This window comes from Bradyrhizobium sp. USDA 4341 (genome assembly GCF_054063755.1).
In genome coordinates this window covers 9,459,886-9,483,292 of sequence record NZ_JBSSGO010000002.1, presented here as the reverse complement: position 1 = coordinate 9,483,292, position 23,407 = coordinate 9,459,886, and the positions used below count along the sequence as shown (strand labels likewise).

Genomic DNA, 23,407 nt, shown 5'->3' with positions numbered 1-23,407 from the left:
AAAGCTCAGGCCAGCGGTTCCGCTAGCCCGCTCGTGCGCTCTCCAGATTTCGGTCGGTTAGAGCCAATGCGCCTAGGGCGAGAAGAGTCGCGGCCAGCGCGAGTATCGCAAGATTGCTGTAATGACCTGCCCCCACCATCCAGCCGGCAAGTGTCGGTGCAGCCGCCCCGATCAGAGTCGACCAGCCCGTGGCTGCCGCAGCAAGGCCGCCCGACCGATCCTGAGAAATTGCCACCGCAACGATGAAGGGCGTCGTAAACACGAAACCAAAGGCTTGGGCATACATTGCCCACACGAAGATCGTGGAGTTCGGGGATACGGCCACCGCTGCGGTTGATCCGCCGAACACAAGCACCCCGAGTATCGCCCAGTCCCGCTCGCGTCCCGGCCGCGCGATCACGGCGGCGATGACCCCACCAAGGATCGACAACAGCGTAGAGCCGGCAAGAATTTCCCCCATACCCTGAGTACTGACGCCAAGATTGGCACCGATGCGCTCGCTGAAGGCCCAGATTCCCACCGTCCCCACCTGGAGGCATATGGAGGCGAAGACGACAGGTGAAAAGATTGAATCGATGAGTAGCAGCGATCGATCCTGGCCGGTCGACGCCCGTCGCCGCGGCAGCATCGCGATCAGCAGGATCGAAACTCCGATGACGACGGCAACGGTGCCAAACAAGGCGCGCCGCCCACCGGCTTCGGCCGCCGACGACAGTGGCAAGGTCAACGCAGCCACCATCACGGTCACCCCGACCGTCACCACAGCGGCCATCCTGTCCACACGATTGGCCGCAGTAATAGCCGCCGCACTGCACGCCGTCAGGACTCCCAGGGAAAGACCCACAATCGCTGCGGCTGCAAAGAGCATGGTGGGCTGACTGAAATGGCCGAGGCAAAGCATACCAACCAGCATCAGGACGCTCGAAACTATTCCGGCGAAGCGTGGCGCCAACAGATGGATCCGCGCCGAAAGAAGAATGCTGACTGCCGCCGCAGCGAGGATCTCGATGCTGACGAGCATACCAGCCTGTGACGTATCAAGCTGGAGCTCGCCAATGAAAGCACCGTTCATCAGCGGGATCAGGTTGAGGTTAAGGCCGTTGGCCAGCCCGAGCCCGATCAGCCCCATAAACAGTCGGACGCGGTGAACGTTACCGGGATAGCGCCCCTGCGCTTCTTCACCGTAAGGGGGGGACGCTGCTTCGTTTCCACTCATTTGGCGATATCCACCTGCGGGAACACAAAGGGTGCGGGATCCGCAAACCGTCGCAGGACATTCGTCGAAATACGGGCCACATCATTCTCGTAGTTCGATTCGCTGAGAGCTCCGGCCCAGGCGATCGAGCCGGTCGAAAACACCGCGCCACCGGCTCGGGTCTCGAAGAAAACGAGATCTGCCCTCACCTTTGGATCGGCGGCGTATGGCGCCGAGGCATTCATTTCCTCCTTTACGCGCAACATGTCTGACGCATGATCGCGCGATGACGCCAGAACGAGCGCATGTGGGGGTGAGCCGAGCTCAAGGTCGAATCGATCGATCTCTTCGCCGGCCGCTCCGCCGCCTCGAGCACCGAAGTCGCCGATCAACTCGCTATCGACCCCATCGAATATGAATCCGGCCCGCGGATCGTGCGCACCTTCAGCAACGTAGTAAGGACTAGATCCGCTGAAACCTTGCGCAGCGAAGCCGACCCCGACCAATCGGTTTGGCGGCCTTCGTTGCCGCCTCCACAATCCGCCAAGCTCGCCGTCAAAAGCATGATGGTACTCGGCCGGTTCTTCGATCCACGCACGTGTGCCGTCCTCCGCGCGTCGAACCTCGATTGCGGCCGGCCAGGCTCCGCTGAAGGAGATCCGCCAGTAGAACCCGTTTCCTCCCATATACATCAACCGCCCCCCTCGCTCCAAAAACGCGTCGAGGGCATCCAGCATCTCTCCCGAGTAGTATTCCGGGTGGGTGCCAGTAACAACAACCTGGGCTCCTGCGAGCGCGTCCACGCCGCGTGCCTGCAGTTCGTGATCGGTCAGCACGTCATAGTGGGGTGACTCGCGTTCAAGCCAATGCAAGATCGCCGTATCAGCATTGAAGGACCACATACGAGTGTCTGGACGAACGTTGACAAGAGGCCGCAGCCAGGACGAGTAGCGCACGCCGCGACCATCCGAATGGCTCTCATAGAGTGACCCGCCGAACTCCGGATGTCGCAGCAACAGTTCGTACTCGGGCGACGGCTCCGGTGATTGGCCGTAGAGCAGCTCCAGGAGCCGTAGATGAACCGTCTCGTTGGCATAGGCCAAATATGTCGCCGTGGATGCCAGGAATACGACGGAAGACACGGTGTCAGCCGCAGGTGACACAAAGAACGTCACATACGCGATCTCGGCTCCACGCTGCATTCGCAGCGCGTAGGCGCCACTACGCAGGTCAGGGGGAACAGCCCACTTCAACGTCTGATCCCATTCAAGATCGTAGGCTGCATCCGCATGAAAATGGACAGCTCCGTATTCATCCGGTGCGTGACGCCAGTCATGGGCCCTTCCTGACCAGCGGAATCCGACGCAGGCCCGGCTGGGAAGGTTGTGGAGGCGACCGCTGAGGCCAAAGGCCCCTCGATCGACGATGACGCGCGACTCCTGGGCGATCGAAAAATCCCAGAACCCAACTACTTCGGCTCCATGGACGAACCTGGGATCTTGGGCGAGGATCGCAGCCACAAGGTCGTCGGGCCGGATCTGTCCGGCCAGAAGCCGAGGCGACTCCAAGCGACCATCGAGCCTATCAGCGACGCGAGCGTCGCCACGCCCCAACCGCCCGCCGAAAACGATGGGGGTTGTGGCACCCTCCCCCAGTCCGGTAACCGAGATCGATTTTCCGTCGCCTGCAAACAGGGAGCCATTCCCGATCGGCCGCGCGAAGAGCTCCATTCGGCTCTCTTTGGCATCGATGCACAGACCGACGAAACACCACGTGTCGAGCGGCATCGGTGCATGGAGCGCCAACTCAACGATCCTGCCTTCGGCAACAATGCTTCCGTTGAGACGCCCATCTTCATCGATAAAGAGACTTGCGCCGTCTTCGGCATCCAAAACTCCCATGACGCCTTGCCGACGTCCTCCACGCGTTAGTTGGACGGCGCAGCCGAAACCATATCGACCGCGCTTGTTGGAGCCAGCCGACTCGCCAACAATGCCGTAGGAGCCCGCTGCGATCTTCTGAGGGCGCACCAGCAGACGATGGTGAGGCCCGGCAGGCACAGGCTCGAGTACGAGCCCTGGTCCGCTGTGCCGGTCCCCATGAACGATCCGAACCACGTCAATCTCGACCTCGTCCTCCGCTTCGGAGTGAAGCATGAAGGTGACTTCGCCGCCCGCCCTCACACTGAGTGGATTGCAATATCCTGCCAACCGCATCGTCATGCGACCCGCGCGCCGCTAGAGGCAATTCCCATCTCTTTCTCCCACTCGTAAAGCGTCCGATCGAGGCGCTCGACGAGATCCTCAACCTGTTCCTCCGTGATGATGAAGGGTGGCGATATCCACATTGGCAGGCCACGACTCACTGATGGATGCCGGCGTGGGCCATGCAGCGTGGAGTAGAACACCAGGCCGTTCGAGAGCGCTCGCTGGTAGAAGCGCCTTTCCGCCTCAGCCTCCGGCGGAAAGTAGCAGCGGCTTTTCCGGTCCTGAACAAGCTCCAGAACCATGAACAAGCCCCAGCCGCGTACATCCGCCACCGAAGGATGCGCCAACAATCGCTCCGCATGACCGAAAAGCTGCTCGCCCCTCGCGCGCGCCTGCTCGACCAGCCGCTCCGACTTCAGTATTTCGATCAATGTGACGCCCGCGGCGCATGCCAGCGGATGCCCTCCGTTGGTGAAGCCGTGCACAAAATGGGTTCCTTCCTTGAAGGGCTTGTTGACCTCGTCGCTGACCGTGACTGCGCCCAGAGGCACATAGCTGGACGAAATTCCCTTGGCGAACGTCATCAGGTCCGGCGTCACGCCGAAATGCTCCATGCCGAACCACCGCCCGGTACGGCCGAAGCCCGTAACCACTTCGTCGGCAATCAGCAGCACATCGTTCTCGCTGCAGATTCGACGGATCTCCTGCCAATAGCGGACCGGCGGCACCACCCCGTAATCCGATCCACAACCATGAGGGGTGGCGATGAAGGCGGCGATCGTTCCGGCTCCTTCGAGATGGATCAGTCTTTCCACCTCGCGCGCAGACTCGACCGCCCACTCCTCGCGACTGAGATGCGCTGGCCGCCGGACATCGCTGTACTGATGAACTTTCGGCCACCGGGTGATCAAAGGGTCGTAGTGCCGCAACGTGGTCGAGTTACCCGACAGTCCCATCGTTGCGAGCGTCATCCCATGATACGATTCATAGTGGCTGATGACCTTGTGCTTGCCCGGGCGATCGCACGCCACGTGATACTGGCGGGCAATCTTCAGAGCCGTCTCGACGGCCTCGGATCCGCCGGATACCAGATAGCTTGTCTGAAGCCCAGCCGGAGTGACTGTCGCCAGAGCCTCGCACAAATCCGCTCGCCGTCGATTTGCCAGCATTGGATGCGCGTATGCGTAGTCATCCAGCTGGGCAGCAACGGCCGCCTTCATTCGCGGATGGCCATAGCCAAGGTTCACCGCAAAGGGCCCACCGGTGGCATCGATGAACCGGTTTCCGTTCGTGTCGTGAATATGGATTCCGTCCGCTCTGGCGATTTCCACATTGAATGGACGGTAGGCAAACGCCCGCTCCCACGAACCTTCCGGCTCAATCAGCGAAAAGCTCTTCTCTGCCATCTGCGGCCTCCCGATATCGCCTTTTTTGGGAGATTACACAACAGTTGTTATGTTTGTCGAGTCAAAACAACTGTTGTGTTTTCCGCTGCGCCCACAATTCGCGTAGAGTTTGAACGAAGAAGGACTGGAAATGCGCAGGCCAACGAAGAAGTTGATCGAACCGTTACCTGTTGCGTTGGCAAGGCGGAAAGAGCGCCAGATCGATGTTGCTAGCGGCACCTTGCAGGTGATCGCGCATCGAGCGTTCGTCCATGCGCGCAATTGCGCATGGGCTGGGATGCTCAACCGGGGCACTGACGCATTATTTCCGCGACAAGGAGAGTCTCATTCAGTTCACGTTCGATACGATCTCGGAAGTGGTTTCGAAGGCGATGGCACAGGTGGTTTCGCCTGGGGTGGCCTCGACGGATACATCGATGCCGTCGGCCGTCTGCTGTCATTCGACGAAACGCATGCAGTGTCCTGGCGGGCATGGTTTGCCATCACGGCGGTCCCAGACCCAGGCAGGCTTCTGCAGCACACATGCCCGCAGGCTGGCGCGCATGCGGCGAACGCTCGCCGGACGATTAAGAGAGCTACAGCGGGTGGCGATGCCAATCCCAATCTAGATCCGGAGGACGAGGCCGCCGCACTTGCAAGCTTCATCGATGGGCTCGGACTCCATGCCCTGATTTCGCCGGAAGCCTTTACGCCTGCCGAGCGAGGATCACTGCTTGAAGGATTCTGTTCCCGTTGGCGCGTCGGCGCACAGAAACGTTCAGCGCGGCATGCTTAACACTACCAAGCTCAGTACACGATAGGCCACCTCTCAGCAGACTGCGGCGGTCGACTGCGGGTGAGTTGACGGTGGCAGCGATCCAACTCCGCTAACCGACGAGACCTGCAAGCCTGGGTCGCGTCGTCGACAGCACCTCCGCGTCCCGTTTGGCAAGGCAATGCTTCCCAGGGCGCCGCCCAGCTCATCAATGCAAACCGGCGCACTGTTGAACGAGGCGCCACCCGCCGACTTCGCTTACGTCGACGCCCCCGATGACAATTCGGCTGCTCCGCTCGCTGGCATGCAGCAAGCCCCCTGCTGGTCTGCAGATCGCCTGGGCCCTCCCGCTTCGAGATCGCTGCGAACGCTTCGTCGGTTTCGGTCCGGAGGAAGATCATTAGCTGGATTGGCAGAGAAGAAACCGTTCGGCTTTAACGTAAATCCAGCGTACTCAACCGGCATAACCGGAAAATCTTCAGGTTTGCAGACGTGGGTATGGCCGAAGGTATGCCACACGACGATGTCTGCGTTATCGATATTGCGATTCTGCCGAATGTATCGCGGAAGGCCATCTCCCCCGGCATGAACATTCGGATAGTCTCCGCTCGCGTATTTCTCCGCAGGGTCATAGGCGGTCACCCAGACATGCCTGGTCGCGAAACCGGCCCGCTTGTGGACTGAACTGCCCTCCTGAGCAAGCATCAGCGGACCGGGCGTGACGATCAGCTTGTACCCGGTTGCCTTCCCGACGGAGTTGATAGCGGTGGGATTGACGATTTTCCAATAGGTGCCACGCTCGCCGTCCGCATTGGAAGGAGCGTCCAGCTCGCGCGTGAGAAGGCGCGATTTGACATCGAACACATTGCCATGAGGATTCTCCATGCCCCAGGGCCGCGGTACGAACTCATACTTCGACACCGTATTTCCGCCCCCATCAAGGTCCATGTGCATGCGGACATTGAAGAAATGTTGATGCGTCGGACCACCTAGACTGTCATCGATCATCCCTCCCCAACGATACGTTTCGCCCGGCATAATTGCTGCCGTCTGGATGATTCCCGTCAGCTTCGCCTCGAATTGGATCGTCCCGTCCTGGTAAAGATACCAGTAGAAGCCATAATCATAATTCCCGACGGTCGCGAAAAAGCTGATCACCAACCGACGGGATCTCCTGACCTCAAATAGGCCATTACGGAACTCGTAGTGCTTCCATAAAATGCCATAGTCCTCTTCATGCATGCAGATCGCGTTCTTCATGATCTGCGGCTCGCCGAAGCACGATGCGGTCGACACGTCAAAGTAATGGATGTTGCCGAGACAGTCGCAGCCCAGCTCGAGCGCGTTTGCGAGCATCCCCAAACCATATTCGCCGGCATCGAATGCGGATTTCCAGTAGTGGTTGGTCGAGGGGTCCGCATAAGGCACGACCATTTCGGTCACGCTCGCACGATGGATGATCGGACGTTTCCGGCCCTGGTCCCGATACGCGAGTTGATGCAGCACCAGTCCTTCGCGCGGCGTAAAACCAATCCGAAAACTCCAGTTTTGCCACTCGACGGACCACCCGTCGACGTTGAAGCTTGGACCGTCGGGTTGCTCGATATGAAGAGGTTTGACGCCCGGTCGCGGCGAAGTATTCAAGTGGCCAGCATAGTTTCTCTTCTTGCTCGGAATCGGGACGACCGGATCATCATCGACCAGATGGACCACGCGCCCAAGAATGAGGTCGACGACCGCAACAACCCCCTCGATCGGGCGTGCGTAGGCATTGTCCTGAGCATGATCCCTGAAATAGCTCACCGCACGGACGATCCGGCGGCCGCGTTCAAACTCGTTGTCGAAGAATCCAGACGAAAATGGATCAATCTGAGTCAAGGACATCTGTTCGTCGGTCAGACCGCGGCGGCGCATTGCGGCACGCCAGCCGGCGTCTGCCTTCACAATCGCCTCACAGCGCACAACGTCTTCAAGCATGATCGGCGGCTGACCGTAGGGCGCCTCCGTATTGGGCAGACGGCGCGTTTCCCTGATGGATCGCGCACCCACGTCAACAATGTGCTCGTGCGCCGCGCCAGTGGAAATGTCCAGCGTGAGGACGAACGCCAAGCGAGGGAGAGGTGCACCGTCCGCAAAGCGGAGGAGTTCCTCTTTACCTGGCTCCTCAAGACGCACCACCGGGAACCGGCAGCTATCCAATTCGCTCGCGCTTGCTTTGACGACGTCGCAAGCGGCTTTGATTTCCTCAGGATCTAGGGGATCGAGCGGATGCTTGAACGGCCGCTGTCCTTCACTCGGGTGTCTCGATTTGTCCATTCTGACTTCCCCATGTCGCCCGCAGCGAGTGTCCCGTCTCGGACCCGGCGCCCCTCCGTAGGAGAGCCATCGTCCCGGAATCGAAGCATTGTTTACACAACAGTTGTTATGTTTGTCCAGCCTACTGACCCGCTCGCGAACTGCCACGCATCTAGCATCCACCGTCAGGAAGGCAGCCGCGGCACATCGACGATCATCCTGACCCACCATCCAATGCGGCTTCCCGTGAAGCTCCACGCCGCTCGCCGCCGCAGGAACGGCAGATCCTCCGCAACCAGGACGGCACCTGCTAGCCGGCACGCCGCCCGGGAACAAGTTGAACGCCGTACCACGACAGCAGACGCGGTTCACGAAGCCTCGCGCGGCGCGCCCTGTCAGGACAGCAACTGCCGCACCCTGCCCATCGCCGCCGGGCCGTCGCACGACAGCGCCCATTCGAGAAGCGCCTGCCGAACCGTCATGGTTGGAACGCCATGCAAGGCAAGCCGGTTGAAGACGAGCGGGCGATCGGCTTCCCGCCTCGGCACCGAGAGATCCGCAAGCACGCGAACGTCATATCCCTGAGCACCCGCTTCAAGGGCTGCAATCAGCACATCCTCCTCAAGCCATGCGCCTCCAAGGAACACTATGCCGGCCTCCCCCGTTGCGAACGACAGCGCGTGCGAACCATCCCGCCACAGGCGCCAAGGATCGACATCTACGACAGAAAAGAACGAGTCACTCTCTGCCAGTCCCGTGGCATCGTTTGCCCCAACGACGCAGGCACGAATGCCGAAGATGTCGTGAGCCGCGGATAGCAATGACATGCTGCTCAGCCACCCCTCCGAATTCTGCGCAGCTTCGTATGCTACACAGCGCGCAGGATGAATCAGCAAGACGCGGCTATGACGCGGGTCGGCCAGCATAAGTCTGTTTCAGGTCTGAATGTTCAGCGATGCCTCAAGCACCGGCCCTGCAACACGTGCTTGGCGATACATCGCTGCCAGCACCTCATCTGAATCGTGCAAATAGCCTGCGAGCGCCATGGTCGTGCCAACCGGTCGCGGTGACGCGATGCGCTCAAGCGGCCAGCCTGCACGCCGCAGGACTCGCTCCATTCGCAAATCGGTTACAGTCACGATCGACTTTGCATCAAGGGCGCGAATACCTTCAATCATCGCGGCGAACAGCATGAACGTGGCACGGTTCAAGCCATGTCGAGCCGACATCTCGCCCAGATTTGTATCGACGCAAAAGCGAGAACTCTCAATAATCGTCTCACTACGTGGCATGGGTTGGCCATCCAACAACGCTACAAATGTCTCTCCGAGCATCGTTGGTGCCGTAGTCGGCAGCAGTCGGACGCATCCGACGACATCGTCGTTGTCCGATAGCACCAGGAGATAGAAGGGATTCAGCGCATCAAAGACGTCAAGTTCGAGCCCCTCGGAGACGACCACATTCCAGTTCAGGCGATCCTGAAAGACCCTACCGCGCAGTTGATACATGGCCCTGAGCAGACCAAGGTGGCGACCAAACTGGTTGCTTCTAAGCGCAACGGCTTTCATCGTGACCTCTCGCAAAATGACACAGAGATCATAGAACCAGAGTGCAACCGCTGGTTCGCCTGTCAAATTCTACAGGAGACAAGCTGGAGCCAGCTAGGAGATCCAAATAGATCAAGCAGGAAGCAGTAATCGCTGGTCCACAACGCAGGTACCTGCTTTGTCTATGCGGGTAGTCATCACTCAGAAATCGAAACCCCTGGGCAGAAAAACGGGGCCAAACGCCAGCCCCACAGGTTCGAAGTCCATTGCGCACTTAGGCTAAGAAAATCTCCTCCAAAGGTCTCGCTTGCCCGCCATCGCTCGTCGGGCTCAAGACTGCTCCGGGCGCTGACCACAGTCTTTGCGACAGTCACGCTTCTGCGAGCGATTTCAACGAGGTCCAAAGGACTGACCCGCACCCTGCGCGCGCAATAGCCAATCTAGATTCTGGTCGACAAGAAAGTCGCCGATCTCACCGCGCCTATGACGTCCGGCCATATTCGGGCCTTTGCTCGAGGCGGGCCACCGGCCGATTCGCCGCAATTGACCGGCCCTCCCGGTCGAGGAAGCGCGCCGCAGCCGTCTAAGGCCAAATCGCGTTCAGCAAATCCACCCAGCCGAGTTCCCCCTCCGCAAACTGAGCGACGTGATCCAGAAACGCGATGGACCAGTCACCGTTCGATGGGCAACCTCAGCTGGATCCGCACGAACGCTGCGCGGGCAGAGCCTTGCGGTCGGATTGAGCGGCTACGAAACTGGCGATGCGAAATGCCCGGAAGGCTCCCGGACCACATCTATTTTGAGACCGGCGATGACCCGGACAATCCTGCTCGATGCCCGTCGCCTGCCCGATTAGTCTAAACCGCGTCCTTGGCGACTCTAAGAGGCGACGCCTTGACCGACTTGCTGGCTGGCCTGGCCGCAAATTCCATCGGTTCTTTTGTGAACGGATTTACGCCGCTGCGAGCTTCAGTCGCGGGCCTTTGTACGACTGACATTTTCACAAATCCGGGTATGACGAACTCACCAGACCCGTTCAGTTCCTTGTACCCGACGGTCGCCATGTGCTCGATGACCGACCTTACGTCGACCTTCGCAAGTTGCGTGCCTTCTGCTATTGCGTCGATCAGTTGTTTCTTGGTCATCTTCGCCATGTCGGGATACCTTTTTGGTTTGGTGCGCTCGAGTTGCGATGCAACTCCGCCTCTAGCGCGGTCAAGCCGCGCATAGCGCCTTCTAACCAGCGGTCATGAAGTTACGGGCTTAGAACCCACTAGAGTCCAAAACGCAAGCTACTGCTCGGCGCCGGTTCCGTAGTTGCATTGCAAAGTATCGGCGTCTCCGTGGTACTCGCATACATCAGCTTTGAGAGCGGGCTGATTGGCCAGTCATGAGCCTTGGAGCCAGTCTCGTCGCCCGCATCGGGCCGAGGGCATGATGAAGTTCAACGGCCACCGAGTGCAGCTAGCCACGGCGGCGCAGCACTTAGCACCCGGCCGCTCCCCGATTGCGCGGATGCGTTATTGTGGAATTCCCCTTCCAGGACAAATATGGCCTCCGCGATGGCAGCGACGAGGGCCTTCGGCCTTTCAGGTTTTCGCTTGTTGGGGACGAGAACTTTCGGCGCAGCTGGTCGTCCGCAGCTGCGACTCCCGGCGAATACACCACGCTCAGGTTGTCCACGTGAACGTAATGCAGGCGCCGCAACGGTCCAAGCGCCGCCAAGATCGCTGGCATCAGACTGGCTAGTCTTCACAAAGGATCGGCAGGTCAGGCGGTCTCCTCGGCTTGTTTCGCCTCGGCGTCATACAGCCGGATCTGCAACACCGGAAAGCGGCGCTTCAGATCCCTGGCGCCGGCCTCGGCGCCCTCTCTCGTCAGGAACTCCGTCTTCACCTGGCCATCGACCATTAGTGCGTAGCCAATGTCCGGCAGCTCATTCGACCGATTCATCCGCAAGTCCCCAGTCAAGATGCAGTCGCTCCGAGTTACGGTGAGTCTGCACGCCAGGGCAAGAGTGCGGGTTCTGAGCGAGACGACAATGGCAGGTAACGTTGCCGGATTGTTGTGCCTCGCCGTGGGGCGCGGCGCCACAAACGGCTACCGCGCCCGCCAGACATTCCGAGGGCTACCATTCACCCGGTGTTATGCGTGCCAAGCCGCAGACATCGTGCTTTGCAGGCTTGCGTCGTTCGGCACAGTGTGGACGCTTGAACTGGTCGGATCGAAGCCCGGGTTATTAGCAGCGTAGGTGGCCATCGCCTGGACGAGCTGCGACAGTTGGCTGTCGATCTTCAGGCCGCCGGCGGTGATCTCCTGCAGCTGCGAGCCGGCGCCGGAGAACCAGCCATTGACGGTGACACTTGTGTTGGTGCCAAGGAGATCCACGGACAGATTGTCGCCGGACCTCTCGAACCAGAGCTGGTCGTCGTTGATCCCGCCAGCGAAATCGAGCTCGTTCTTGGAGGCTGTCGCGGTTGGAAGGTTGATCGCAACCTGTCCGGTGCCAGATGATACTTGGTAGAAATTGCTCCTTGCCCCTCCGTTTGCCACCTCCGGACCAGCACCAAACTGGAACACGTTTGTGCCGTAGGCATTTCCGGTCAAGGTCGCATTGGACGTCGAGCCAACCCAAGTGAAGGTTGTGGCGGCATCCCTGACCTGATCCCTAGTCCAGCTGACGCCGTCGGAGAAGTTGATACCAAGACCATTGTTGTACGGCGACAACTCGCTCTTCAGCGTGATGGTTTTACCGGTCGAGATAACTGCCAGCGTGACGTCGTAATTGCTGGTGTTGCGCGAGAGCGTCACCCCGGTGGAGGCGATATCCTGCATCACCAACGTGCCACCGTTATCGTCGACCACATCATTGCCGCCGGCCGAGGCATAGATGTAGGTGTCAGTACCATCCTTACCGTTGAGATATTTGTCGCCAAGCCCGGCCACCAGCGTATCGTTGCGGCCATCAAAGCCATAGATTGATCCGCCATTGGCGGCGCTCGCCTGGTCCAGCAGCTTCTGCTCGATCTGGTCCCTAGTCCAGTTGCCGTCGGAGAAATTGACGCCGAGACCGCTGTTGTAAGGTGAAAACTCGTTCTTGATCGTCACGGTCTTGCCGGTCGAGGTCACCGTCAGCACCAGATCCCAGCTGTCGAGATTGCGCGACAGCGTCACCCCGGTCGAGGCAATGTCCGACGTCACCAGCGTGCCGCCGTTGTTATCGTCGACCACGTCGTTGCCGCCGGCCGAGGTGTAAATATAGGTGTCCGCACCGTCCTTGCCGTTGAGGTACTTGTCACCGAGCCCGGCTATCAGCGTATCATTGCGACCGTCAAAGCCATAGATTGATCCGCCATTGGCGGCGCTCGCCTGGTCCAGCAACTTCTGCTCGATCTGATCCCTGGTCCAGTTGCCGTCGGAGAAATTGACGCCGAGACCGCTGTTGTAAGGTGAAAACTCGTTCTTGATCGTCACGGTCTTGCCGGTCGAGGTCACCGTCAGCACCACATCCCAGCTGTCGAGATTGCGCGACAGCGTCACCCCGGTCGAGGCAATGTCCGACATCACAAGCGTGCCGCCGTTGTTATCGTCGACCACGTCGTTGCCGCCGGCCGAGGTGTAGATATAGGTATCCGCACCATCCTTGCCATTGAGATATTTGTCGCCAAGTCCGGCTACCAGCGTATCGTTGCGGCCATCAAAGCCATAGATTGATCCGCCATTGGCGGCGCTCGCCTGGTCCAGCAACTTCTGCTCGATCTGATCCTTGGTCCAGTTGGCGTCGGAGAAATTGACGCCGAGACCGCTGTTGTAAGGCGAAAACTCGTTCTTGATCGTCACGGTCTTGCCGGTCGAGGTCACCGTCAGCACCACATCCCAGCTGTCGAGATTGCGCGACAGCGTCACCCCGGTCGAGGCAATGTCCGGCATCACCAGCGTGCCCCCGTTGTTATCGTCGACCACGTCGTTGCCGCCGGCCGAGGTGTAGATATAGGTGTCCGCCCCGCTCAAGCCATTCAGGTACTTGTCACCGAGGCCAGCCACCAGCGTGTCGTTGCGGGCATCAAAGCCGTAGACCGAACCGCCATTGGCCGCGCTCCCCAGATCCAGCAGCTTTTGCTTGAGTTGATCCGTGGTCCAGCTGACGCCGTCGGAGAAGCTGACCGACAGTCCGGTGTTATACTGGGACACCTCGCCCTTCAGCGTCACCGTCTTGCCGGTCGAATTCACGGTCAGCACAACGTCATCGCTGCCGGCGCTGCGAGACGGCGTCACCCCGGTTGATGCGATGTTCTGCATCAGCAGCGCCGATTGACTGTTGGCGTCATTGATCACATCGTTTCCACCATCGGTCGAATAGACGTATCGGTGCTGCTTGCCGTCGCCGTTGACCAGCTGATTGCCGGTACCCAGCACGACAATATATCCCGGCGTCGACTCGACAGCGGTCGTGTTGATCATCGTACGGTCCCAGATCGTCCCGTCGGCGAACTTGATATAGTTGATGCCGTAGACCGAGCTTCCGCCATTGTAGAACTGGTAGAGCACCGTGACGCTGTCGCCGGTGGCCGGCACCTTGACGATCATCTGATCGCCGGATCGGCTCAACTGAACTTCCGACGGCAGGATATCGTTCAATTCCAGCGTATCGTTGCGTTGGTAGCCGCTACCGCTGTTATCGAGAGTGTCGTGACCATCGCCTTTCGCAAACAAGATGCGATCCGCACCTGTCCCTGTCAGCACGACCTTGTCATCGCCCAGACCCGGAATGATGGTCGTCCCGTCGCCTGGCGGATTGATGGTGTCGTTACCGCTCGTGCCACGGACCGGCGAATTGGCCGCAATCGTCGCGCGATCCCAGATCGTCCCGTCCGAAAACCTGATATAGTTGATGCCGTAGACCGAGCTGCCGCCATTGAAGAACTGGTAGAGTACCGTGACGCTGTCGCCGGTCGCCGGTACCTTGACGATCATCTGATCGCCGGATCGGCTCAACTGAACTTCCGACGGCAGGATATCGCTCAATTCCAGCGTATCGTTGCGCTGGTAGCCGCTACCGCTGTTGTCAAGGGTGTCGTGACCATCGCCTCTCGCAAACAAGATGCGATCCGCACCTGTCCCTGTCAGCACGACCCTGTCATCACCCAGCCCAGCAACGATGGTCGTCCCGTCTCCGGGCGGACTGATGGTGTCGTTGCCGCTCGTTCCGCGGACCGCCGCATTCGCTGCAATCGTTGCGCGATCCCAGACCGTTCCATCAGCAAACTTGAGATGACTGATCCCCTTGGAATTGCCATCACCCGAGAACTGATACTTGATCGTGAAGCTGTCGCCCGTCGACAGTACAGTGACGACCATTTGATCGCCGGAGCGGGTGAGCTGGACTTCGGAGGAAAGAATGTCGGTTAGTTCGAGCGTGTCGCCCCTTAGATAGCCTGATCCCGGATTATCAAGCATATCGTGGCCATCGCCCTTGGCGAACTTGATCGTATCACTGCCCGCTCCAGAGACGCTGATCGTGTCATCTCCCTTGCCGGCATCGACCGTCACGCCGTCAGCAGGCAGCGACAGTGAATCATTGCCGCTGGTTCCGCGCATCCAGGCATTGACTGTGATGGTCGCCCGATCCCATACCGTGCCGTCAGCAAAGGCAATTCGCTCGACGCCCGTATAGGACGTGCCTAATCTAAACTGCCCGGCAACGGTTACAATCTCCCCCGTCGTCACGACCTGGACAAGCAGGTTTTCACCAGAGCGGGTCAAGGTGACACCACTCGGCGCGATGTCGATCAGCCGAAGTGTATCGATCTCGGTGGCCTGATCCGCTCCATCATCGATCATGTCGTTTCCATCACCGGCACGGTACAGATAGGTGTCACTGCCTGCGAAGCCGCGGATCACATCCTGACCGAGACCACCGTTCAGCAAGTCGTCTCCATTCGTACCATCAATTTGATCATTGCCGTCCGTGCCGCGTTGCTCGGCTCGAGCAGCAAAATCTGCTCTCCCCCAGCTGGTCCCGTCAGAAAAAACGATCTGCTCGACGCCGGATTGAGCCCAGGCGAACTGATTCCGCAGCGTGAGCGTCTCACCGGTCGCAAGGATACGAAGGACGAGGTCGTTACCGCTCCGCAGCGTTTCGATGTCATTCGGATTGAGCCCAATAAGCTCGACACGGTCTGTGCCGTCGACATTGTCTTCGATGACAACATCATTGCCTGAGCCAGCACCAAAGCGATAAACGTCGCTTCCTGCGTACCCTTCCAGCGTGTCGCCCCCGCCGCTGCTCTCGAAGGTTTCCGATGCATTGGATCCAGTCAATCGCTCGGCAGCGGATGTGCCGAAGATCAATCCATCCTCAAGATGGCTAACGATTGCGCTTCGATCCCAAACCGTTCCGTCGGCAAACTCGATCCGCTCGATCCCCGATCCCGCCGCTTCAGCGAGTTGCCCCTCCAAGGTAATCGTGCCCGTTGTACCGATGCGGAGAACCAGATCCTTGGTACTGAGCGAGCTGCGGCCAACGCGGACATCTTCCGGAGCGATTCCGGCGGAAAGAACCAGGCGATCAATGTCATTCTCCGCGCCGGCTTCTACGATACGGTCGTCGCCGTCGCCTGCCGCATAGAAATACTGATCGCTTCCGGACTTTCCGACCAGACGATCGTTCCCGCCCAATCCCTGCAAGACGTCGGCGCCTACTCCGCCTGTCAAGACATCATTACCGGACGTGCCGGTGAAGATATCAGGTCCATCCGTCACTGCGATATTGACCGTCGACGTAATCGAAAGACCATCCGCGTCCGTGGAACGAATGGTCAACGATAGCTGGGGGGTTGCCTCGAAGTCGATCGCGGCTCCCGATTTGACGCGAATCTGATTGCCGACGATTTCGAACAGGTCGGCCGCACCGCCCACAATCGCATAGGTGTGAGTGTCACCAACATTCGGATCGCTGGTCGACAGCGTTCCCACGACGGTACCGCCGGCAGCGTTCTCCTGAACTTGGCCACCTGCAAGCGCAATACCGGTTGGAGCGAGATTGTCGAACCAACGGAAACTGAAGTCGGCGGCCGAGAGCGCCGTGAGGTTGACGCCGGTCAAGGTCAACGTACCATGAGCCCCGGCCGCGATCACCACGTCAGCCCCGACTTGGCTCGCCGCCACTATCACCGCATCGAAATCTGCGAAGACGCCGCGGTCAAACTGAATCGTCGCCCCGGCTCCCGGCACGAAGTCCGTGATACGATCGTTGCCGAAATCCGGGCCGAACAGGAACGTATCGGCATCGCCACCGCCGGACAGGACGTCGTCGCCTGATCCTCCGTCAAGGACGTCGCGGCCCAAGCCGCCATTGAGAACGTCGGCACCAGCTCCGCCGGACAGACGGTCATCACCCATTCCGCCGGACAACGTATCCGCACCGTCGCCGCCTTCGATCACGTCATCGCCGGAACGCCCATCCAGAATGTCGGAACCAGCGCCGCCGACCAGCAGATTGGCTCCAGCATCGCCGGATATCTGATCGTCGAAGGCCGTCCCGACCACATTCTCCACGCTCTCGATCTGGGCGATCGTTCGCAGAGTGCCAACGGTCAGAGTCGTGGCGTCGGTCGTTTGCGCTTCCTTCTGGAAGTTCACGAGATCGATCAACACAGCGGCGCCGAAGGCGCTGAAGTCCGCGGTGTCTATTCCTGCGCCACCATCCAGATCATCCTTGTCCCCAGGGGCGCTTTCGCTGACGATCAAAACATCATTGCCCAAACCGCCATACTGGAGATCGCTGCCTGCCTTGCCATCAATGATGTCGTTGCCGGCCTCACCGTAGAGATTTTGGGACAGCGCCGAGCCGATGATTACATCGTCTCCCGGCGTTCCAGCAAAGAATACGAACATCGAGCCTGCGATCGTCGCACGATCCCATTCGGTGCCGTCGGCGAAGCGAATAATTTCCATCCCCTGTCCAGGAGCATGGAAGTCGTCAACGAACTGAGAGACGATCCGAATCGTCTCGCCGGTGTCCTTGATCGTGATCAGGAGATCATTCCCGGCACGGCGAAATTCGACCCCAGCGGGATCGATGTCCTTCAGGATAAGAGTATCGGGAAGCGTGTTTCCACCCGAGGCGCTGTCAGCTATCGTGTCGCTACCGTCGCCCTTGCTATAGATGTAGGTGTCGCTACCGTCTTCCAAACCATGATTTGAAGTCGAGATGAGATCGTCGCCCTTGCCGCCCTCGAACGTGTCGTTCCAGGTGCTGCCGTTGATCACGTCCGGCCCGTCAGTGCCGCGATACCATGCCTCCTGCTGTATGCGCACACGATCCCATTGGGTGCCGTCGGCGAAGCGAATAATTTCCATCCCCTGGCCAGGAGCATGGAAGTCGTCAACGAACTGAGAGACGATCCGGATCGTCTCGCCGGTGTCCTTGATCGTGATCAGGAGATCATTCCCGGCACGGCGAAATTCGACCCCGGCGGGATCGATGTCCTTCAGGATAAGAGTATCGGGAAGCGTGTTTCCACCCGAGGCGCTGTCAGCTATCGTGTCGTTGCCATCGCCCCTGCTATAGATGTAGGTGTCGCTGCCGTCTTCCAAACCATGATTTGAAGTGGAGATGAGATCGTCACCCTTGCCGCCCTCGAAGGTGTCGTTCCAGGTGCTGCCATTGATCACGTCCCGCCCGTCAGTGCCGTGGTACCAGGCTTCCTGCTGAATGCGAACACGATCCCATTCGGTACCGTCAGCGAAGCGAATAAACTCGAGCCCCTGACCAGGAGCATGAAAGTCGTCAGCGAACTGGCCGGCGATCCGAATCGTCTCGCCTGTTTCCTTGATTGAAACCAGGAGATCATTGCCCACGCGGCTCAACACGGCTTCGGCGGGATTGATGTCCTTCAGGACGAGGGTATCGGAAAGCGTGGTACCACCTGACGCTACTGCCCCATCATCGATCGTGTCGTTGCCGTCGCCCTTGCTATAGATGTAGGTGTCGCTGCCGTTCTCGAAACCATGGTTTGAGTTGGTGAGGACATCGTCGCCTTTGCCGCCCTCGAAGGTGTCGTCTCCCGTTCCTCCATCGAGGTAGTCTTTTCCGGCATCTCCATACAGGTAATCATTGCCGTCCCCGCCAATGAGTTGATCGAGACCGCCGCCACCGTGCAACTCGTCATTGCCGTCCCCACCAATTAGAACGTCGTTGCCGTCAACTCCACTGAGAAGACTGCGGTCGCCCCAGAGAATATCGTCTCCCCGGCCCCCATCCAGAATGTCGTCCCCGAGGCCACCGATCAGGAGGTCATTACCACCAAGTCCGGATAGTGTGTTGTTGCCGGCCCCGTTTAAGCTCCCGTCACCTCCGATGTCGAAATCTCCGTTGATAATATCGTTGCAATAGTCGTGACCATCACGGTCGACAAACCCGCGATAGGAGTCGTTCGATCCAAAATGATACTGTCCGTAGGCGTCCCCGTAGTGCCCGAACTCGTCGTAGAAATAGCTGTAGATCAGCGTTTGCGTCCCATCGACGTTGCGATAGAACGAAAACGACTTGATATCCCGCCCGAGATAGTCATTGCCCAGACGCTCGAAGATCGCCTTCCGATCCCAAGTCACGCCTCCCGAAAATTCGATCGACTCGATGCCCCAGGATGTCATGTTCCAGTCGTTATGGAGATTGCGGACACTGTTGAGCATATTGTCGATCTGGATTGTCTCCCCTGTCGACAGAATCGTGATTAGCAGGGTGTCTCCCTGGCTGGAGAGGCGGACATTGTCCGGCGAAACGTCACTCAGTCGCAGAACGTCTCCAGCAGACAAACTGTCGACGATACGGTCGTTGCCATCGCCCTTCTGCCAGAGATAAAGATCGGCGCCGTCGCTGCCGTCCAGCACGTCATCGCCCTTCCCTCCCAGAATGACGTCATCCAGCCGCGATCCGACCAGCGAATTGCCGGTATCATCTCCGCGGAACCAGGCTTGCTGCTGGATCTGATCGCGGTTGAGCGTTACGCCGTCGGCAAATGTGATACTGTCGATCCCTGGCGCATGACTACGCCAGTCATCAGCGGATGACGAATGGCTGAAGAAGTTGAGGTCGTTGATGACCTCGCCCGTCGAGAGGATCTTGATGAGAAGCTGGTTCCCGACGCGCGACAACTCGACGTCAGAACGACTGATATCCGTCAGAATGAGCCGGTCGCCGGTCGAATCGGTCCAATCATCGACCGTGTCGTATCCATCGCCCCGACCGTAGAAAATGGTGTCATTGCCGTCACCCGGCCGGATCAGGTCGTCTCCCTTGCCTCCATGAATGACATCATTGCCTGCGGAACCTGTGATCGCGTTGCCGTATCCATCGCCGCGGTACCAGCTTGCATTCTTGATCTGCGTGCGATCCCATTCCGTCCCGTCGGCAAAGCGCAGAATGTCGATGCCTTGCTCGGCAAAGAAGCTCTCGACGGATACAGTTCGTTCCGTACCCGTTACGCGGATCAACAGGTCGTCGCCGATCCGGTCGAACGTAAGGTCCGCTGAATTCAGATCGGTGAGTACGAGCCTGTCGATGTCCGTTGCCGGCCCGTTGTCCTTGATCCAGAGATCGCTGTCCTGCTTGCTATAAATGTAGATGTCGCTGCCTGCACCACCATTGACGGCGTCGCCGCCACCGCCACCGATGAACACATCTTGGCCAGAGGTGCCGTTGATACTTTCCGCTTGCACCGTTCCAAAGAAGGCGGTGCCATCTACAATGTGAGTTGCAATGCTCCGAACGGTATCGTCAGCAATAGCCGACAAGTGAGGCATAGCAGTCGTGACGTACAATTCCTTGTTGCCTTCAAACGCAAGGACGATCATTCCGTCTAAGCCGCTTAACGCCTTGACAAGATAGGAAATCCGCTCTCCTGCCGTAAGGAACGACGTGTTGACAATACAATCAATGACCGCCCCTACATTCCCAGGGGTGTCTGGTAACGTATCCCCAGCCTGATGACCGCCAAGGTCGAGAAGGCCATAAAAGAAGTAAGGATTACGAGCCAGCGTCGACAGATCGCCGGTACCCCGCAAAAGAGCGGTTACTCCCAGCTGTGAAAGAAAGAGCGTTTCATAAACCTTAGCTAGGCTTTGGAAGCCAGCCTCAAGTATCTGGCCGACGTTCTCGGATCGCGGGGCGGTTGTTGCCTCTTCGCCATACTCCAGCCAACGATAGGTTTGGCCATAGAATTTTTCCAAGAATGCCAAATGGCGAGCGTCGATGTATGGCCCCCGACTGCCTGGATCAATTCCATCGACCTCGGCCCAACGTAGCAACATAGTTGCGAACTTCTCATGAAGCTCGGCCGGGCTTAGGTTGCCCGCATTGTCCGCCAAGGACGTCCAATCTGCCTTGAAGTTCGCATCATTGGTCGCCTTGAAAGCGATGTTCGCGATTAGTCCTGAACCTGGCAGCTGCGGCAATCCAAGGACCCCATCCGCCGGTGTAAAGTTCGGAGTTGGATCTGGAATCGTCTGCTGCGCGTCTGTCTGGAAGTAGATCGTTTGGGCTGCGCCGGTGGTTCCATCGTTTCGGGTAAACGACACCTGATACCCGAGGCCATGCCCTTCGTTCGTCCCGTTCAGCTTGACGCGATCAAGCGAGATCGCCGTTATCCCTGCTTCGAGAAGCGTCTGCAGTTCGCCGGCATCCGTGACGCCGTTCTGATTGATGTCTCGCCATACTCTCAGCTTCCCAAAGTCCAGATCCAGCGAGTCGATTTTCCCGTCGACATTCGAGTCCAACTTTTCCAAGATCGCAAGTCCGTCCTGTTCGGGAGACCCAAACAGTTCGAGCCCGTTGTCGATGATACCATTTCCGTTTGTATCGATGGCTAACAAGCCATCCGCCGGCGAGAGCCAACCGGTTCGCTCGGCGAAGCCGTCACCGCCGAAATCGAAATGAATGGTTGACCCGTCCAGCGCAGAAAGATGAATTCCGTCACCATTCAAATCGACGATAATCGGGTCGTGCAGCGTGCGCAAAAATGGATTCGCTATATACTTGGCGAAATTCGATCCCAAGTCCTTGCCAAACATTCCACCGAGAATTGCGCCGGCCACCCCGCCAATCAGGCCACCAATCGCCATTCCGAGTGGCCCGAACCGCACGCCTAGTAGGGCTCCCTCAATCGCGGTGTCGGCAATTGCGATCGTCAGCGCATCGCCGGCAAGCCCTCCAAGTGCAGCTAAGAAAGCATCACCGATGACGGCGCCCTCAATTCCTAGAGCGACCCTTCCCGCAAATTCCGACGCCAATTGAACAGCGCTATCGGAATCGCCTCTGTTGTTCGCGGCCACGATTGCGTTCACGGTGAAAATTAGATCCACCATGATCGCCGCAACACCGAGCGTACCTAACGCCCCCTTCAAAGCATTGATATCGCCAGCAAAGCCATTAAGAGAAGATTGAGCAATCAGCCGAGCCATACCGACTGCGTCTAACGGAGTAAGATCGACGCCGCCGAACTTGAGCGGCCCGCCATCGGAGAGGCGATCGAGAATGCTCTTCACCGAGTCATAATCCAACTGCGGCAAAAATCGCTGCCCGTTGAAGCTTGGATTGGCCGGATCAAAGAGGGAGATCTGCTGATATGCATTTACCAGAGATTCGAACTGAGAGAACGCCAAGCCCGTTGAAGGCGCCGAAACATTGAGAGCTTCGGCTCCCTTCATAATTGCGTTGCGCATGAAATCCGACGCGACGGCCGCCGCGTCCGGCCCTGTCAGGCCTAAATTGTCTTGGACGAATCGAATCTTATCCAGATTTGAAAAGTTGCCGAACTTCTTGTCGTCGCTGATGATGGAGACGTCAGACAGGGATATTCCCGAGGTCTTGATGTCATAAAGTATCGACGCTTCCCCGGGATTCGAAGTCCCGGCTGGAAGGGTCGTCGGTTGTGCGACAGTTCCGTTCCGGCTCATCCAGTCGGAAAGAGTCTGTCCTTCGAGGCCAGATCCCGGAGGTCCAACTTCATCGACGACCTTATCTGTGATCCTTATCTGGGCGCCCATCTGTTGAGCATAACTAGCCCATAGATCAAGGATCGCCGTAGGATTCCCTGCGTTCGATCCGGCTACGATGGCGTTATCGATAGCATCCGCATCTAGATAAATTACCTGTCCCATTTGCCCCCCAGATCCGGCCCCTGCGCCAAAAGTCGTCAGTGTTCTTGGTTGCGTAGCTTTTCTCTTGCGTGCGTCCGCCATTCCGCAAACGGCATGGAACTCTTCTCGGCCATCCAGCTGGTCCTAAGTCGCACTCTGCTCTCTCGATTCTCCGGCTTCAGCATCTCGAAGGGACGAACCCGATTTGCTTCGTCGATTACCGCGCCTCCAATGGTGGAAGACTCGAGATCTTCAGGAATTGGGAATACTGCAGCGGCGAGCCGTCGAAATTCCGCCATTACCGACGCTCCATCGACGAATCCGAATTCGTTATAGTCCGCGCAAACTTGCGTCCAGAACTCCGACGCACTTTGTTCAAGAAAGATGAGGAAGCTGTCGATCTGTTTCGCGGTCCACTCGACGTCCCCATTTGCATATATCGATTGGTGGTGCGCATGCGCGTCTTTGAGATAAGCTAGGTAGTTCTCTGTACGAACGGCTCGCTGCTCAGGTCGCCACAAACGAAACCCGAAATCGTGCTCGTTGAAAAAGCGAAAATCAACTGCACCTGCGCGATAGTGTGGAGCACTAAGCCTCGGTACCGAGCTGCGCAAATGCGTAACGATGTGATCGTTCATGGAATTTGTGATGAACCCACGCTCGTTCTCCGATTCAAGATAGACCACCCACTCTGTGGGATAGTTCGATCGATAGGATGCGACCAGCGAAGACAGTTCGTCGTGGGACCACTCCTTAAGGCCGCGACGGCCTCCCGGAACCGTAGATCTGATCTTGAACGAGGGTGACGTGTCTGAGCTATTCATGGAGATGCCCCCTCTTTCGATGTTTGATTGATGAGAGCC

At 58.5% G+C, this 23,407-nt stretch carries 11 protein-coding genes; 1 reads left to right on the top strand and 10 read right to left on the bottom strand.

Features of this window, described 5'->3' with window-relative positions:
* Positions 1 to 22 precede the first annotated feature (22 nt).
* From ACVIGB_RS49815 to ACVIGB_RS49805, 3 genes are read right to left on the bottom strand one after another with little or no spacing between them, the layout of a single operon-like run.
* A complete protein-coding gene (locus ACVIGB_RS49815) occupies positions 23 to 1,216 on the bottom strand; it encodes a hypothetical protein (protein ID WP_456723708.1) in 1,194 nt (397 codons plus the stop codon).
* Positions 1,213 to 3,417, bottom strand: coding sequence for a N,N-dimethylformamidase beta subunit family domain-containing protein (locus ACVIGB_RS49810; RefSeq protein ID WP_456723709.1), 2,205 nt, complete (start codon positions 3,415 to 3,417; stop codon positions 1,213 to 1,215). Before ACVIGB_RS49810 ends, ACVIGB_RS49815 begins: the two co-directional genes overlap by 4 nt.
* On the bottom strand, positions 3,414 to 4,808 hold the full coding sequence (locus ACVIGB_RS49805; protein ID WP_456723710.1) for an aminotransferase family protein: 1,395 nt from the start codon (positions 4,806 to 4,808) through the stop codon (positions 3,414 to 3,416). Before ACVIGB_RS49805 ends, ACVIGB_RS49810 begins: the two co-directional genes overlap by 4 nt.
* 109 nt (positions 4,809 to 4,917) lie before the next feature.
* Between ACVIGB_RS49805 and ACVIGB_RS49800 the strand changes: the two genes are divergently transcribed.
* Entirely contained in the window at positions 4,918 to 5,583 is a 666-nt protein-coding gene (locus ACVIGB_RS49800) for a TetR family transcriptional regulator C-terminal domain-containing protein (protein WP_456723711.1), read from the top strand.
* 237 nt (positions 5,584 to 5,820) lie between these two features.
* On the opposite strand, the gene ACVIGB_RS49795 is transcribed toward ACVIGB_RS49800, so the two are convergent.
* The 7 genes from ACVIGB_RS49795 to ACVIGB_RS49765 form a co-directional block, all read right to left on the bottom strand.
* On the bottom strand, positions 5,821 to 7,878 hold the full coding sequence (locus ACVIGB_RS49795; RefSeq protein ID WP_456723712.1) for a primary-amine oxidase: 2,058 nt from the start codon (positions 7,876 to 7,878) through the stop codon (positions 5,821 to 5,823).
* A gap of 374 nt (positions 7,879 to 8,252) precedes the next feature.
* The gene (locus ACVIGB_RS49790; RefSeq protein ID WP_456723713.1) at positions 8,253 to 8,684 is read right to left on the bottom strand and encodes a hypothetical protein; all 432 of its coding nucleotides are present in this window, start codon (positions 8,682 to 8,684) and stop codon (positions 8,253 to 8,255) included.
* A 108-nt stretch (positions 8,685 to 8,792) separates the two neighbouring features.
* Positions 8,793 to 9,425 (bottom strand): acyl-homoserine-lactone synthase, encoded by a 633-nt coding sequence (locus tag ACVIGB_RS49785; protein WP_456723714.1) that lies wholly within the window; start codon positions 9,423 to 9,425, stop codon positions 8,793 to 8,795.
* Positions 9,426 to 10,261: 836 nt separating this feature from the next.
* Positions 10,262 to 10,558: an HU family DNA-binding protein gene (locus ACVIGB_RS49780; RefSeq protein WP_456723715.1), complete on the bottom strand. Its 297-nt coding sequence runs from the start codon at positions 10,556 to 10,558 to the stop codon at positions 10,262 to 10,264.
* 616 nt (positions 10,559 to 11,174) lie between these two features.
* On the bottom strand, positions 11,175 to 11,357 hold the full coding sequence (locus ACVIGB_RS49775) for a hypothetical protein (protein ID WP_456723716.1): 183 nt from the start codon (positions 11,355 to 11,357) through the stop codon (positions 11,175 to 11,177).
* Between the two features lie 192 nt (positions 11,358 to 11,549).
* Positions 11,550 to 22,565 carry a calcium-binding protein gene (locus ACVIGB_RS49770; RefSeq protein ID WP_456723717.1) on the bottom strand — a complete coding sequence of 3,672 codons (11,016 nt, stop codon included), beginning with the start codon at positions 22,563 to 22,565 and terminating at the stop codon, positions 11,550 to 11,552.
* A 35-nt stretch (positions 22,566 to 22,600) separates the two neighbouring features.
* Positions 22,601 to 23,368, bottom strand: a complete 768-nt coding sequence (locus ACVIGB_RS49765) for a hypothetical protein (RefSeq protein WP_456723718.1) — start codon at positions 23,366 to 23,368, stop codon at positions 22,601 to 22,603.
* Between the last annotated feature and the right edge of the window lie 39 nt (positions 23,369 to 23,407).

Bases quoted from the DNA above. Each gene is read 5' to 3' on its own strand.
- ACVIGB_RS49805 (WP_456723710.1), bottom strand. From the start codon at position 4,808: ATGGCAGAGAAGAGCTTTTCGCTGATTGAGCCGGAAGGTTCGTGGGAG.
- ACVIGB_RS49780 (WP_456723715.1), bottom strand. From the start codon at position 10,558: ATGGCGAAGATGACCAAGAAACAACTGATCGACGCAATAGCAGAAGGC.
- ACVIGB_RS49815 (WP_456723708.1), bottom strand. From the start codon at position 1,216: ATGAGTGGAAACGAAGCAGCGTCCCCCCCTTACGGTGAAGAAGCGCAG.
- ACVIGB_RS49785 (WP_456723714.1), bottom strand. From the start codon at position 9,425: ATGAAAGCCGTTGCGCTTAGAAGCAACCAGTTTGGTCGCCACCTTGGT.
- ACVIGB_RS49795 (WP_456723712.1), bottom strand. From the start codon at position 7,878: ATGGACAAATCGAGACACCCGAGTGAAGGACAGCGGCCGTTCAAGCAT.
- ACVIGB_RS49775 (WP_456723716.1), bottom strand. From the start codon at position 11,357: ATGAATCGGTCGAATGAGCTGCCGGACATTGGCTACGCACTAATGGTC.
- ACVIGB_RS49810 (WP_456723709.1), bottom strand. From the start codon at position 3,417: ATGACGATGCGGTTGGCAGGATATTGCAATCCACTCAGTGTGAGGGCG.
- ACVIGB_RS49765 (WP_456723718.1), bottom strand. From the start codon at position 23,368: ATGAATAGCTCAGACACGTCACCCTCGTTCAAGATCAGATCTACGGTT.
- ACVIGB_RS49770 (WP_456723717.1), bottom strand. From the start codon at position 22,565: ATGGGACAGGTAATTTATCTAGATGCGGATGCTATCGATAACGCCATC.
- ACVIGB_RS49790 (WP_456723713.1), bottom strand. From the start codon at position 8,684: ATGTCATTGCTATCCGCGGCTCACGACATCTTCGGCATTCGTGCCTGC.